The 15,272-nt window shown below is 45.4% G+C and carries 12 protein-coding genes; 7 read left to right on the forward strand and 5 right to left on the reverse strand.

All coding sequences use genetic code 11. The annotated features are described in order from the left end of the window. Positions 1-12 precede the first annotated feature (12 nt). The 6 genes from GVV58_RS02285 (at position 13) to GVV58_RS02310 (ending at position 6,677) form a co-directional block, all read left to right on the forward strand. A complete protein-coding gene (locus GVV58_RS02285) occupies positions 13-807 on the forward strand; it encodes an enoyl-CoA hydratase/isomerase family protein (protein WP_074382975.1) in 795 nt (264 codons plus the stop codon). Positions 808-826: 19 nt separating this feature from the next. Further along, on the forward strand, positions 827-2,821 hold the full coding sequence (locus GVV58_RS02290) for an acetyl/propionyl/methylcrotonyl-CoA carboxylase subunit alpha (RefSeq protein ID WP_159515908.1): 1,995 nt from the start codon (positions 827-829) through the stop codon (positions 2,819-2,821). Next, positions 2,818-3,720, forward strand: coding sequence for a hydroxymethylglutaryl-CoA lyase (locus tag GVV58_RS02295; RefSeq protein ID WP_005171595.1), 903 nt, complete (start codon positions 2,818-2,820; stop codon positions 3,718-3,720). Before GVV58_RS02290 ends, GVV58_RS02295 begins: the two co-directional genes overlap by 4 nt. Before the next feature lie 101 nt (positions 3,721-3,821). Next, a complete protein-coding gene (locus tag GVV58_RS02300) occupies positions 3,822-4,526 on the forward strand; it encodes a CoA transferase subunit A (protein WP_100329796.1) in 705 nt (234 codons plus the stop codon). A gap of 2 nt (positions 4,527-4,528) precedes the next feature. Continuing rightward, positions 4,529-5,167: a CoA transferase subunit B gene (locus GVV58_RS02305; RefSeq protein ID WP_005096536.1), complete on the forward strand. Its 639-nt coding sequence runs from the start codon at positions 4,529-4,531 to the stop codon at positions 5,165-5,167. A gap of 97 nt (positions 5,168-5,264) precedes the next feature. Next, positions 5,265-6,677, forward strand: coding sequence for a TIGR00366 family protein (locus GVV58_RS02310; RefSeq protein WP_005096535.1), 1,413 nt, complete (start codon positions 5,265-5,267; stop codon positions 6,675-6,677). Between the two features lie 56 nt (positions 6,678-6,733). Here GVV58_RS02310 and GVV58_RS02315 read toward each other — a convergent pair whose 3' ends face one another. The 4 genes from GVV58_RS02315 to GVV58_RS02330 form a co-directional block, all read right to left on the reverse strand. Next, a complete protein-coding gene (locus GVV58_RS02315) occupies positions 6,734-8,218 on the reverse strand; it encodes an OmpA family protein (protein ID WP_159515909.1) in 1,485 nt (494 codons plus the stop codon). A 192-nt stretch (positions 8,219-8,410) separates the two neighbouring features. Continuing rightward, positions 8,411-9,646: a dihydroorotase gene (locus GVV58_RS02320; RefSeq protein ID WP_159515910.1), complete on the reverse strand. Its 1,236-nt coding sequence runs from the start codon at positions 9,644-9,646 to the stop codon at positions 8,411-8,413. 10 nt (positions 9,647-9,656) lie between these two features. Continuing rightward, complete coding sequence (locus tag GVV58_RS02325; protein ID WP_100355094.1) at positions 9,657-10,673, reverse strand: aspartate carbamoyltransferase catalytic subunit; 1,017 nt, start codon at positions 10,671-10,673, stop codon at positions 9,657-9,659. A 219-nt stretch (positions 10,674-10,892) separates the two neighbouring features. Next, positions 10,893-11,237 carry a hypothetical protein gene (locus GVV58_RS02330; RefSeq protein ID WP_159515911.1) on the reverse strand — a complete coding sequence of 115 codons (345 nt, stop codon included), beginning with the start codon at positions 11,235-11,237 and terminating at the stop codon, positions 10,893-10,895. Between the two features lie 238 nt (positions 11,238-11,475). Here GVV58_RS02330 and rlmKL point away from each other — a divergent pair, with 238 nt between their 5' ends. Beyond that, on the forward strand, positions 11,476-13,680 hold the full coding sequence (gene rlmKL, locus GVV58_RS02335) for a bifunctional 23S rRNA (guanine(2069)-N(7))-methyltransferase RlmK/23S rRNA (guanine(2445)-N(2))-methyltransferase RlmL (RefSeq protein ID WP_159137941.1): 2,205 nt from the start codon (positions 11,476-11,478) through the stop codon (positions 13,678-13,680). Between the two features lie 90 nt (positions 13,681-13,770). Here the strand turns inward: rlmKL and GVV58_RS02340 are convergent, their stop codons facing one another. Beyond that, positions 13,771-15,054, reverse strand: a complete 1,284-nt coding sequence (locus GVV58_RS02340; RefSeq protein WP_159515912.1) for a DUF945 family protein — start codon at positions 15,052-15,054, stop codon at positions 13,771-13,773. Positions 15,055-15,272 lie beyond the last annotated feature (218 nt).

Below are 15,272 nucleotides of genomic sequence, written 5' to 3' on the forward strand. Positions count from 1 at the left end.
AGGTGAAAAAAAATGACATATCAATTTTTACAGCTCGAACAGCAAAATCAAGTGGCAACAGTCTGGATTAATCGCGCTGAACTGCACAATGCCTTTAATACTCAGGTCATTGAAGAATTGTATCGCTGCTTCCAGTCTTTAAATAGCCGTGATGATGTGCGTGTGGTGATTCTGGCAGGGCGCGGCAAGAGCTTTTCGGCTGGTGCCGATTTGAACTGGATGAAACAGGCCGGTCAGGCTTCTCAAGCAGACAACGAAGCAGATGCATTAAAACTGGCGAAAATGCTGCAAAGCCTAGCGACTTTAAAGCAGCCAACCATCGCCCGGGTGCATGGCATTGCTTTTGGCGGTGGTATGGGTCTGGCATCAGCTTGTGATATTTGCGTGGCCAGCACCGATGCCAAGTTTGCCACCTCTGAAGTACGCCTGGGTCTGGCACCTTCGACTATCAGCCCGTATGTGATTCGTGCGATTGGTGCGCGTCAGGCTTCACGTTACTTCCTGACTGCCGAGCGAATTTCTGCGGAACAGGCCAAAACCATTGGATTGGCGCATGAAGTCACTCCACCGGAACAGCTCGACAGCAAAATTGATGAAATTGTGGAAGCCCTGTTACTCGGTGGCCCAGCAGCACAGAATTCCTCAAAACAACTGATTCAACTGGTCGACCAACAGGTTTTGACCGAAGATTTACTGCTAAAAACAGCACAGCATATTGCCCATATTCGCCAGGGAGATGAGGCGAAAAATGGACTGAATGCATTTTTAAACAAACAAAGCCCGGCCTGGATCAAGACCACGGCATAACAACAAGAAGGATGCTACGATGTTTGAAAAGATTTTAATTGCCAACCGTGGTGAAATTGCCTGCCGTGTGATTCGTACAGCAAAAAAACTCGGTATTGCCACCGTTGCCGTATACTCCGATGCCGATGCACAGGCACAGCATGTCAAACTGGCGGATGAAGCGATCTATATTGGTGAATCGCCAGCAGCACAAAGCTATTTACAGATCGAACGTATTATTCAGGCGGCCAAAAACACCGGTGCGCAAGCAATTCACCCAGGTTATGGCTTTTTGTCGGAAAATGACCAGTTTGCCCTGGCCTGTCAGGACAATAATATTGTCTTTATTGGCCCGCCTGTCGATGCCATTTTGGCGATGGGTCTCAAAGCCACCTCTAAAGCGTTGATGGAAAAAGCTGGTGTGCCTTTAACCCCGGGCTATCACGGTAGCAATCAGGATGCCAACTTCCTGAAACAGCAGGCTGACAGCATCGGCTATCCGGTGCTGATCAAAGCCAGTGCTGGCGGTGGTGGTAAAGGCATGCGTCTGGTCGAGCGCAGTGAAGATTTTCTGAGTTCGCTGGCTTCATGTAAAAGCGAAGCGCGTTCCAGTTTTGGCAATGAAGATGTGCTAATTGAACGCTATGTGATTCAGCCACGTCATATTGAAGTACAGGTTTTTGGCGATACCCACGGCAATTATGTGCATTTATTTGAACGTGATTGCTCGGTACAACGTCGTCATCAAAAAGTCCTTGAAGAAGCGCCTGCACCAAAAATGCCAGAAGACAAACTTGAAGCGATGCGCCAGGCCGCGATTGATGCCGCACGTGCGGTCGATTATGTCGGTGCCGGTACGGTAGAGTTTATCGTCGAGCAAGATGGTACTGCCTATTTCATGGAAATGAATACCCGTTTGCAGGTTGAGCACCCGGTCACTGAAATGATTACAGGTCAGGATCTGGTGGAATGGCAACTGCGCGTAGCTTTTGGTGAGCCTTTACCCAAACAGCAGCATGAATTACAGATCCACGGGCATGCACTGGAAGCACGTGTCTATGCCGAAGAACCAGAGAAAGGCTTTATTCCTGCGATTGGCCAGATCAGCTATTTACACTATCCAGAGCAAAATGACTGTGTACGTGTGGATAGTGGCATTGTCGAAGGTGATGAAATCAGCACCTATTATGATCCGATGATTGCCAAACTGATTGTCTGGGGCAAAAACCGCGAAGCTGCTTTAACGCAAATGCATCATGCCCTGGGCCATTTCCATGTGGATGGTTTGGGCAATAATATTGCATTCCTCGACCGTTTGGTGCTGTGTGATTCGTTTAAAAATGCCCATCTGGATACCGGCCTGATTCAACGTGAAGAAGAGTTCTTATTAAAACCTTCGACTGAGATCAATGCTGAACTGATCGTTAGTGCTGCATTCATCGAATTATTATCACGCCAAGCTCAAAACCCGGTTGCGAATAACTCAGTCTGGCAACAACACGCTTTCTGGCGCCTGAATCAGCAAAATGCATATACAGTGCAATTACAACGCAATGGCATTATGCTTAAAGTTCAGTTCAGTACGCAAGAGCAAGGTTTTATCGCCACTTATAATGGTCAGCAGATTCAGCTACAAGGTCAGTTGATTGATGCACATACTTTAGCTTTGCAACTGGCAGGCAAACAGCAAAAACTGGCCTTTAGCCAGACTGAACATGGCATTACCCTGTTCCAGAATGGTCAGACACATAAATTCGAGTCTATCCAGCCGGATTATGATCAGCATGATGATCAAGGGACAGAAAACAACCTCACTGCACCAATGCCAGGTGTGATCACGCAAGTACTGGTCGCTGCCAATGACAAGGTCAAAAAAGACGATGTCTTGATGACGCTGGAAGCGATGAAAATTGAATACTCGATTCGTGCACCAAATGACGGCATCATCGCCAGTTCATATTTCCAGAAAGGTGATCAGGTCAAAGCCGGTGATGAACTGCTTGAGTTCCAGCCACTGACGGAGGATGTTGCATGACCGAATTTGTCAAAATTGTAGAAGTCGGGCCACGCGATGGCCTGCAAAATGAAAAAACGCCATTAACGCTGGATGATCGGAAAAATCTGATTCTGGATCTGATGAAAACCGGTTTACAGGCGATTGAAGTCGGTTCCTGTGTTTCAGCCAAATGGGTGCCACAAATGGCAGACAGCGATCAGCTGTTTGCCGGCTTGCCCAAAGACCCAAATATTCAGTTCAGTTTACTCACCCCAAACCTGAAGGGCTTTGAAGCAGCGCTGGCGGTGGGTTGCAAGGAAGTTGCGGTCTTTACCGCAGCGTCCGAAAGCTTTACCCGCAAAAATATCAATTGCTCGATTGATGAAAGCTTGGAGAAGTTTGCCGATGTGATGGCGGCCGCCAAAGCCAATGATATTCGGGTACGCGGTTATGTGTCCTGTATGGTGGACTGCCCTTATGAAGGTGCGATTGATCCGAAACAGGTGGTCAAAGTCACCCAACGTTTGCTGGATATGGGCTGCTATGAAGTGTCGTTGGGTGAAACCATTGGTACAGCCACACCGGATCGGGTGCAAAAAGTCTGGGATGCTTGCCTGGCTCAGATCGATACCAAGGTTTTGGCAGGTCATTTCCATAATACCTATGGCATGGCCATCGCCAATATTTACCAGTCGCTGTTACAAGGCATCCGGGTATTTGATTCATCCATTGCCGGTCTGGGTGGCTGTCCTTATGCCAAGGGTGCTTCAGGCAATGTTTCAACTGAAGACCTGTATTACCTGCTCTCGAATATGGGCTTTGAAACCGGTATTCAACTGGATGCCCTGATGCAGGCCAGCCGTAATATCAGTGAGGTGTTGCAGCGCAATAATCCCTCCAATTATGCCAATGCCTATTGGCAAAAAGCCTGTGCCTAACAATAGCAATACCCGGACACGATACAAGTCCTCAAGGATATACATCAGTAGTTTCCTGACCAAAAAGGAATCTGCAAGACAAGAATAAATCGAGGTAAAAAATGTCAAATAAAGTTTATGACAGTGCAGAGGCCGCTTTAGACGGCGTGGTTCAGAATGGACATACACTGGCAGTCGGAGGTTTTGGTTTATGCGGTATTCCGGAAGCATTGATTGCCGCATTGAAACAGACTGGTGCCAAAAATCTGACCTGTATTTCCAACAATGCCGGAGTCGATGGTTTTGGTTTGGGCGTTTTACTGGAAACCAAACAGATTCAAAAAATGATTTCATCTTATGTCGGCGAAAATAAAGAATTCGAACGTCAATACCTGAGTGGCGAACTGGAAGTCGAACTGACCCCACAAGGCACCTTGGCGGAGAAATTACGTGCTGGCGGTGCCGGTATTCCGGCTTTTTATACCGCCACCGGTGTCGGAACCGTGATTGCTGAAGGCAAGGATGTGCGTGAGTTTAATGGCAAGTCTTATATTCTGGAAGAATCCTTGACTGCCGATGTTGCCTTGGTCAAAGCCTATAAGGCCGATAAAGCAGGTAATCTGATTTTCCGTAAAACTGCACAAAACTTTAATCCGGTCTGTGCTATGGCCGGCAAAGTCACCGTGGCTGAAGTAGAAGAAATTGTCGAGATTGGTGCGCTGGATCCGGACGAAATCCATCTACCCGGTATTTATGTGAACCGGATAGTCTTAAATACCCAACCGGAAAAACGTATTGAACAGATGACCTTAAAGGCGGAGGCTTGATCATGGCTTGGACACGTAATCAAATGGCGCAGCGCGCTGCACAAGAGCTGGAAGATGGTTTCTACGTTAACCTGGGGATTGGTTTACCAACGCTGGTTGCTAACTACATTCCAGAAAATATCAACGTCTGGCTGCAATCGGAAAATGGCTTGCTCGGTATTGGCGAATTTCCAACGGCTGAAACCGTCGATGCCGACCTGATTAATGCTGGTAAACAGACCGTGACTGCCCGTAAGGGCGCTTCTTTCTTTTCCAGTGCCGATTCCTTTGCCATGATCCGTGGCGGTCATGTCAATATCGCCATTTTAGGTGCCATGGAAGTGTCCGAAACTGGCGATCTGGCCAACTGGATGATTCCGGGCAAAAAAGTCAAAGGTATGGGCGGTGCCATGGATCTGGTCGCAGGGGTACAAAAAGTCGTGGTGTTGATGGAACACTGCGCCAAAGATGGCACGCCTAAAATTGTTGCGCAATGCAGTCTGCCCCTTACCGGACAGGCTGTGGTCAACCGGATCATTACCGATTTAGGTGTGCTGGATGTCACTCCAGATGGTATTCAACTTGTTGAGCTGGCACCAGAGGTCAGTTTTGAGGAGATTCAGAAAGTCACGGGTGTGGCTTTACAAAAAATAGCAGCTTGATTTTCCCGACCCTTAAAATGAAAAATTTTAAGGGTTTCTTTTCGACCAAAGAAAACTCTAATTTTAAAAATGAATGCAGAATAAATGGATTTTAATCATGCAAACAGAACAAAATATCTTACAACGCTTCGCCCTGCGCGTCAGTGACTGGTCAGAAAAATGGTTTCCTGATTCTTATATTTTTGCCCTGCTCGGTGTCATCATTGTCGCAATTGCCGCTATCGGAATTGGCGCGCCGGCACAGGACGTTGCCATTTCCTTTGGTGACGGGTTCTGGAGCCTGATTCCCTTTACCTTGCAGATGTGCATGCTGATCGTGGTCGGTTATGTGGTTTCGGTTTCAAAACCAATGCAGCTTCTGATCCGAAAAATGGCATGTCTGCCCCATTCAGGGCGTGGTGCGATTGTATTGGTCGCGACAGTCAGCCTGCTCATTTCCCTGATTAACTGGGCCATGAGCACAGTTCTAACTGCATTACTCGTGATTGCACTGGCACAACGTAAAGAACTTAATATGGATTACCGCGCTGCAGCCGCAGCAGCGATTATCGGGATGGGAGCCACCTGGGCACTCGGCATCAGTTCCTCTGCTGCACAATTACAGGCCAATAAAAGCAGCCTGCCTGAACCGATTTACAATCTGACCGGTGTCATTCCATTTACCGAAACGATTTTCCTGCCGCAATCCATGATCATGACGGCGGTTCTAATTATTGCCTCGATTGCCATTGCCTACTGGTCAGCGCCGAAAGGCAGTCATATTAAAACCATTGAACATTTTCCGGTTCAGATTGAAGAAGGAAAACCGGAAGAATCTTCATCAAAACGTCCGGGCGACTGGCTGGAAAACTCACCTATTTTAAGTATTCTGATTGTAGTGCTAGGTGCTGTATGGATGTTTAACGAATTTTCCGAAAGCAATCCTATTCTGGCCATCTCCAGTTTAAATACCTATAACTTTATCTTCCTGATTTTGGGTGTCGCACTACATGGTACGCCACGGAATTTCCTCAATGCCGTTTCCAAGGCTGTGCCAGCAATTTCAGGTGTGCTGATCCAGTTTCCTTTATATGGCAGCATTGCCTTTATGATGACCAATGCGCTGAATTCTGCCGATCTGTCCCTATCACACTATATTGCCGAATTTTTCGTTTCGATTGCTTCACAGGAAACCTTTGCTATCGTGATGGGTCTCTATTCGGCAATCCTGGGTTTCTTCATTCCTTCCGGTGGAGGTAAATGGATTATTGAAGCCCCTTATGTAATGCAGGCTGCGCATGATCTGAAAGTTCATCTGGGCTGGTCAGTGCAGATTTATAATGCTGCCGAAGCCTTGCCTAATCTGATCAATCCTTTCTTTATGTTGCCGATGCTGGGCATCCTGAAGTTAAAGGCCAAAGATGTGATCGGTTTTACCGTGACCCAACTGGTTTTTCATATCCCGCTGGTGCTGTTTTTACTCTGGTTCCTCGGCCGAACTTTGACCTATAGTCCACCGGTCTTTTCTTAATTTAAGCCAGATGAAAAAGGACGAATCATTCGTCCTTTTTCATCTGGAAAATTATTTCAGCTGGCTTTCTTTTCTACAACACCCTCGCTATCCACTGCGCGTATAGTACCTGTTTCAGTATTAACCACTTCAAAAGCTACGCGGCGGTTCTGAAACTGTCCGGCAGGTGTCGCATTCGGTTCAACAGGCTGGCCCTCTCCCACGCCTACAGCTTGCAATTGCGCAGGATCAACCTCCTTTTCAATCAGATAACCCACAATTGCTTGCGCGCGTTGCACAGACAGCACTTTATTCTCGGCCTCACTTCCTTGCGCATCGGTATGTCCTTTGACCTTGAGAATAACATGCGGTGCGCGCTGCAATAATGCGGCAGCCTGATCCAGTACCGATTTATTCACTTCCGGCACGGTAGTCGATGCAGTATCAAAATTAATAATCTGCAAATTCAGTGCGGTCGCAACATCTAAGGCCTGAACATGATCAGTTTTGATACTCGCCAATGCTTGTTCTGCCTCGCTATTGGCAGCCTGAATCGCCTCACTCCTATTGACCGGCTGTTGAGTCACAACAGTGACATTTTTGGCCAGATTACGAATTTGTGTTGCCAGACGTTCTGCTTCTGCATTACTCGCTGCACGTATAGCAACCTGATTACCAATCCAGTCTAGTGAGACATTTGGCATGCCTTGAATCAGTTTCAAAACGGAAGGAATGCTATCCTGATCAATAAATTCCGAATGATAAACCTCACTGCTGAGCGCCCCACAACCAATATTATAATTAAAGATCTGTTTAATCTCGGTTTGCAAAATTTGCATATATTGGGGATTATTCAGCTGTAACTGACAACTGATAATTTCACCATTAGTGCCGGTACTCAACTGTAAAGAAGCCGGTTGGGCTGCGGCAATTTCACGGGTCGTTTGGGTGTTTGCCGAATCCTCAGCATCATCCTGCATACAGCTACGAACAAAAAACAGGATTAAAGCTGCCAGAATCAGAAAAATAATAAACGGCCATAAAAAACCGGTTTTTTTCTGCTGCTGTACCACAACAGCATGTTCTGGTTCTAGTTCAGGCGCCTGATTCAAATGCTGCCCCGCCAATGGAGAAACACCTAATGCCGCTAAAATCGATCCGGCCCAAACAGGTAATGCACGCTGGATCGATTCGGCGTGGGTTTCCAGCAAATGACTAATCGCTTCTGGACTTGAAGCACCGGCTTCGGTCTGTAAAAAATTGAGGGTCGGTACAATGGCCCGATTCAGGGTTTGCTCTATTTGATCTTGTGGCGCGCTCTGATCAAGTTGATCCAGAAACTGCTGCTTGAGTGCCGAATTTCCATTAAACAGTTCATGGATTTTTGGATTGAGTTGCTGGCTTAAACTTTCAATCCATGCAGGACGTGCACGCAATATACTTAAGAATATGGGATAGAACTGACTCAGTGCCTGATCTTTGGCAAATAGATGTTCGGTTTCACCTTGTAGCACAATCGCTGTAACATCGCTTTTTAAGCGTTCCATCAGATCTACATTCATATTGTCACCATTCTTTTGATTTTTCTAATGTTTAATATTCAATCAGTGTAACGATGCCAGTTTTTTGAAAATGTAAATAATTGTATGAATATCATAAAGTTTCACTGTTTTTGTTGAGTACTCATTTTACTGACACAGAATTCAAAAACAAAAAAAGCCAGCCGAAGCTGACTTTTATAAAAGCTGGATCTATTAAGCGAGGAACGTTTTTAAAACTTTAGCTCGCACTTTTTGATTGATCAGCGGTGTATTTTTACCTTGCGACACGATGCTTTCTTTGTTCAGCGTCCATTCTAGCTCTGGATCTACAAGTACCCAGCCCGCTTCGTCTGCCCAGCGATCTGCCATTTGTGCAACACGTGCCGGAGCCAAAGTCACTTTTTCTACCCATTCCAGTGGTGTAAACAAACCTTCATTGACCAGTTGAATTCCAAAAGGTACATAAGTATCAAAAGCGCTAAAGCCAGGCTGGGTTTCAGCAAATGGCGCCATTTTCGCAGAGCTGCTCAGCGGTTCATGATGGGTACAAATCGCATCAATCACCCCAGATTTTACTCCTTGGCGTAGCAATTCTTTGTCTTGTTCAGCACGCAATGGCGGACGTACATGTGCCAGCGAATTAAAACCGTCAATTAAGGCATCGGTCAGATGTAATTGGTGCATGGCCACATCACAGGTGACAGGCAAGCCTTTTTCTTTGGCAATCCGGATTAGCTCTACTGACGCACCACAAGATAATAAACCGAAATGCGCACGAACTTTGGTCACTTCAATCATTAACAGGTATTTGGCAATTGCCACGGTTTCAGCAAGTGCTGGAATCATCGGCAAGCCCTGACGTGAGGCAATAAAGCCTTCATGCACACAGCCATCTTTGGCAATTTGCGGCTCTTCTGCATAGAACACCACAGTCAGATCTAAACCTGCAGCATATTCCAGGGTACGTAATACCACGTCATCATTGGCAAAAGGCGCACTGGCATTGGACACCGCAGTACATCCGCCTTTTTTCAAGCCGGCCATATTGGCAGGTTGCTGGCCTTGCAAGCCTTGGGTTTGAGCACCAATCACTTCAAGATAGATACCACCGTCCAGCATGGCTTTCTCAACCAGACCATGAATCAGTGCGCCATTGTCCTGCACGATCGGCTTTGAATCTGGTGGCGTAAACACGTGCAAAATCCCATTTTCACGCGCTGCTTTACCTTCAGATTTTAAGGTGCCATGTTGCTGCTGACCCGGTTCACGTAAACGTGCACACAGATCGACCATGGTGGGCATCAACCATTTGCCCTGACCATCAATGGTTTCAGAGACAGCAGCCGTTTCCGCAACGAACTTACCATTTTCCAGATAAACGGTCTGAACAGAATCAGTGTTTTGGATTGGATCGAGCACACGAACATTTTCAATTTTTACAATAGTCATGACTTATTCCTTAACCCGCAATCGCTGCAATCAAACCCTGTTCCTGAAGCTGGCCTTGCATTGACAAAGCCAACACCGCCATACGTACCGCAATACCATTGGTCACCTGATTCAGAATCACCGACTGCGGTCCATCGGCAATACTGGAGTCAATCTCCACCCCACGGTTCATTGGACCCGGATGCATCACGATACAATCCGGTTTTGCCATCGCTAAACGTTCTTTGTTCAGGCCATACATCTTGTAGAATTCAGCTTGCGATGCCAGTGCCGGAGAATCAATCCGCTCATTTTGAATACGCAGGGTAATGATCACGTCGCAATCTTTGATGCCATCTTCCATGTTATTAAATAGACGAACACCATCACCATATTCTTCAAAACCGTATGGCAGCAAGGTATTTGGTGCAATCACCCGAATATCTTCGCAGCCTAAGGTTTGCAAGGCAGCTACATCTGAACGCGCGACACGTGAATGTTTGATATCACCAATAATGGCAATCGACATCTCTTCAAATTTTTTATGGGTTTCCCGGCGAATGGTGAGCATGTCCAGCATCGCCTGGGTTGGATGGGCATGACGGCCATCACCGGCATTAATAATCGCCACCGTCGGACAGACATCTTTGGCAATAAAATGCGCCGCACCTGAAGATGAATGACGCACCACGAAAATATCGGCGGCCATCGCTTCAAGGTTCCATAAGGTGTCACGCAGGGTTTCACCTTTAGAGGTACTCGAACGGGCAATATCGATATTCAGAACGTTGGCAGAAAGGCGCTTGGCAGCGGCTTCAAAAGTAGTGCGGGTACGGGTAGAGTTCTCGAAAAACAGGTTCATCACCGTTTTGCCTTCCAGCAAATTATTGGTAATGAGCTGATTTTGGTCATTAAAAAAGGACTGCGCAGTGTCCAATATTTTTGTCAGGGTTTCTTTGGAAAGACCTTCGATGGTCAAGAAGTGTTTTAGATTACCTTCTTTATTGAGTTGAATCTGGCTCGGTGTATGCAATGCCGCCAAGTGCATGAGAGATTCCTTATGCGTTAAGTCAACATATTATACAGAGATTGGCCAGTCTGAGTAGTTGGCAATGTGACTACTTGTACAAAAACCACCTCGATAATAAAAATAGAAATTGAAATTCCTATGTATTTTTTCAATAAGATAATTTAACCATTTTCCATCCTGCTGACTTTCAGTACAAAATTATGGGTGCTTCAGTCTGGCACATTCACACCCATCGTTTTATCGCAGCGCACCGATATAATGATGTGTAACCTGTGCACGGTAGATATCGTCCTGATCGGGTTCAACCGAGACCAATACCTCCTGCTGTGGCAGATGTGCAGATTTTTCAAACTGTTGCTGCCGAACCACAGGCAGATCCCAAACCTGTTTTAAACGCTCGATTAAACGCTGCAACTCTGGATCTTGGGTCTGTTCTACCAGTTCAATCACATGCCGTGCATAGTCCAGATTTTCTGCCAGATAAAGCGCATCCACGACCCGGCCTGACACACGTCTCAAACGTGTATAAATTAAAGTGGCCACTGAAAAAGTGTCATGGTTGCGTAACTGATTCTCTAACATTTTAACCCCCATTATAAAATTGAAAAATCAGAATCAGGCAGCCATCGCTCTCCTCCGACTGACTGCCTGATTTGCTGTGTATAGAGCAAAATGCGTACCAGTTCATCAATTTATCATGTGAATATTATTTTTCACGCGTACACGGCAAGGCCTTTCAGAGAATTTAAAAAGCTTTCAATATAAAAATACGGTAAACTTGGCGCAGTTTTTTATTTATCTTTTTTGGTCTCTCTATTATATGAATACCTCTCCACGTTTAAGCAATTATTGGGTCACCTGTGCCGATGGTCTGGAAACCTTATTAGAAGAAGAACTACAAGGCTTAGGTGTTCAGAATATTGAGCGTTTTCCCGGTCGTTTAATCTTTAAAGGCAGTCTGGAAAATGCTTATCGGATTTGCATGTGGTCACGTCTGGCTTCACGTGTGCTCATGCCGATCCATACCCATGAAATTGAATTTTCTCACGATGCCCGTGATGTGGCAGAAGAGCTATATGAAGGTGCAATCAGCTTTGACTGGTCGCTCATTTTTGCACCACAAAGTACCTTTGCCATTCGCTTGCATGTCGAGCGTGACATCAAGGTCAATACCCAGTTCGCAACTTTGCGTGCCAAAGATGGTGTCGTAGATTCCTTCATGGAAGCTGTAGGTAAACGCCCAAGTATCGATACCAAACAGCCAGAAATTACCATGTATATTCTGGCAGGGAAGAAAGAGCATACCTATTGCCTGGACTTGTCCGGCGATTCATTACATAAACGTGGTTATCGCCACTTTATGACCGATGCACCAATCAAGGAAAATCTGGCTGCTGCGATTTTGCAAAAAGGTCAGCTTAAACAGATTAATCCGGACATCATTGTCGATCCAATGTGTGGTTCAGGTACCTTTATTATTGAATCACTGATGATCCTGACCGACCGTGCGCCGGGTCTGGTGCGTCGTTTCGGTTTTAATGGCTGGAATGGCCATGACCATGAACTCTGGATGGGCATTAAAGCTGAAGCAGCTGAACGCCACCAAGCGGCAATGGAAAATCCATTACCGCAATTCTATGCCTTCGATGCAGACTGGGAAGCTGTAAAAGCGACACGTCAAAATATCATCGCGGCAGGTTTTGAAGCTGCTCTCGACAATATCATGATCGAAGAGCGTACTTTAAATGACTGGCCGGATTTTCAGGCTGAAGGCAAGAAAGTCTTCTTCGTAACCAACCCGCCTTATGGTGAGCGTCTCGGTGATAAAGCGCAGAACCGTTCTTTATATCTTGGTTTATCGGCTTTACTGCAAAAGAATTTCCCGAATCAAAAAGCGGCGGTGATTGCCTCCCAAGTTGAACAGGCTGACGTGCTGGCCTTTAATGATCCGCAAATCCTGCGTTTGATGAATGGTAAATTGCCGATCTATATCCGCTTCGGTACGGTTAAACCTGCTGCTGTGGTGCGTCCATTTTTAGAAAACTGGCAACCTCAGCAATTTGAAGCGATTGAAGGTGCAATGGAGTTTGCCAACCGTCTGACCAAGAATATGCAAGCACTAAAAAAATGGGCTGTCAAAGAAGGCATACACTGTTTGCGTCTGTATGATGCCGATTTACCAGACTTTAATGTCGCGGTGGATCTGTATGGTGAGCGCCTGCATGTGCAAGAATATGCTCCACCTAAAACGATTGACCCTGAAAAAGCCAAGAAACGCTTTAACCTGGCACTGCAAGCCATTCGCGCTGTGACCGGTCTGGGCCGTGATGCGATCTTTATCAAGACCCGCGCACGTCAGGAAGGTAAAAACCAGTACACCAAACAAAGTACCGCATCGAAGCGTTTTATCGTACAGGAAGGTAAGGCCAAGATTCTGGTTAACCTGACCGATTATCTGGATACCGGTCTGTTCCTGGATCATCGTCAAATGCGTTTGCGTATTGCCCGTGAGGCCAAAGGCAAACACTTCCTGAACCTCTACAGCTATACCTCTACGGCGAGCCTACATGCTGCCTTGGGTGGTGCTGCAAGTACCACCAGTGTCGATCTTTCCAATACCTATTTGAACTGGTCGAAGGAAAACTTCGTGCTGAACGGTTTAACCGTAGATCACGCCGATGAACAACATCAGTTCTTTGCATCTGACTGTTTTGAATGGCTCAAAGAAGGTCATGAGCAATATGAGCTGATCTTTATTGATCCACCCACTTTCTCAAACTCGAAAAAATTCTACGGGACGTTTGACGTACAGCGCGACCATCTATCCTTGCTTAAACGCGCCATGAACCGTTTAACCAGCGATGGTACCCTGTACTTCTCGAACAACTATCGTGGTTTCGAGATGGATGAAGAAATTCTGGCGTTCTATGATGTCGAAGAAATTACTCAAGAAACCATTGGGCCTGATTTCAAGCGTAACCAGAAGATTCACCGTGCCTGGAAAATCGGCCATCCTAAAGTGTAATCACTGGTATTAGATTGTGATAAAACAAAAGCCTGTTCAGTTGAACAGGCTTTTTCTTCTTAGATTCGCTGTTAAAAAGCGACTTACAACTTATTGTGCAGTTAAGAACTTCTTTTCACCATACAGATAATGCATGGATAGTTTAAACACATCACCATCTCGCTGAATTTGCTGATTAGCTTGCATCGCACTCAGCATTTGCTCCAGCTCTTGATCGGACATATTTTTACCTGCGGCACGTATATAATGATGAGTGAAGGTTTTTACTACCTGTTTATTGAAACTGATATTGGTTTGCACTTCTAACAGATTTGGGAACATTTTTGCCAAGCTTTCCAAGGTGGTTTGATGGCCTGGCATTACTTTTCCGACTAAATCTGCCTGAATACTGCCTGTGCCTAACTTTAACTGATTCTGCTTCGATTCAAACTTGAAGCCATCATTAATCACCGCCAGCATAGCTTGTATCGCATCTTTTTCAAAATTTCCTGCTTCCAGACAAGAGTTATTTTGCTTTTGCAGAATATCAAATAATATCTGCATTTTTTGACGCTGTAAGTCTTTGAGCTCCCAATTGAGTTCTAAGTCTTGCATCGCAGGGACATTATTTAAGCCCATTTCGGCAATTTTAAATTTTGATTGAACATCTACTGTACGCTCATGCAGTTGGGTATCCATACGCCAGCTCAGGTCTTTCAGTTGTCCTGAGCCTTCTGCCTTAGCATCCTGGCGCTGCATTTTGACAATATTGAACTCGAAATAACCCGGTTCTAAATACTGCGCATTCAGAGCCTGATTGGTTTTAAAATGCACACCCTTGAGTTGTGTATTTCCAGACTGATCACGAATAGACAATTCTGGCACATCAAAACTCATATTTAAAATTTTATGTTGTCCCTGACTCTGTTTTGCCTGAAACTTGATCTGTATAGGGTCAATTCTGGTATATAAACCTGCTTCTTTTTTTTCGATGACAGGGGTTTGTAATTGTGTGGTCGATACACCCAACCAGTTGACTTGCGTCGTCACTTTTAAAGGTTGCTGAAAAAATTCAGCATATGCGCCCTGTCCTTGTGCTAAATCGAGTTGAGAATGAATGGTATAGCCTTTCCAGGTACGCTGAATTTGGTCTTGACCATTAAATACTAATTTTTCTTTGGCATTACACGCGTCTGGCACAATGCTCATGCTCCACTTGGCCGTGCCTTGTAGAGCCCCCATAGCGTAGTCAGTATATTGCACACTAATGTTCGGCGCTGGTTTTAAATTTTGTTGATAATGCGCTTTCAAGCTCTTATCTGCATATAAATTACCCGTGCTCACAGCCCCCGCCAACACCACGACACCAATTCCACCCCATACTATTTTCGACATAGTTTTTGCTCAGAATTTATCTATTTTTATTGAACATAAATTATAGTTAATCTTAAAAAATAAAGATAATTGTTTTGCAAATAAATCACTTAAACATAATATTCATCACAAAATATTAAAAATAGCTGTCACTTTTAAGCAATTTTTTTACTGATATGACCTGAATTGTCAGCCATCAAAAAACCTAGCCGAAGCTAGGTTTTCTGAAAATTAAAAGG

Origin of the sequence: Acinetobacter sp. 18QD2AZ41W, from assembly GCF_009829025.1 — a bacterium.
Taxonomy (GTDB): domain Bacteria; phylum Pseudomonadota; class Gammaproteobacteria; order Pseudomonadales; family Moraxellaceae; genus Acinetobacter; species Acinetobacter pseudolwoffii.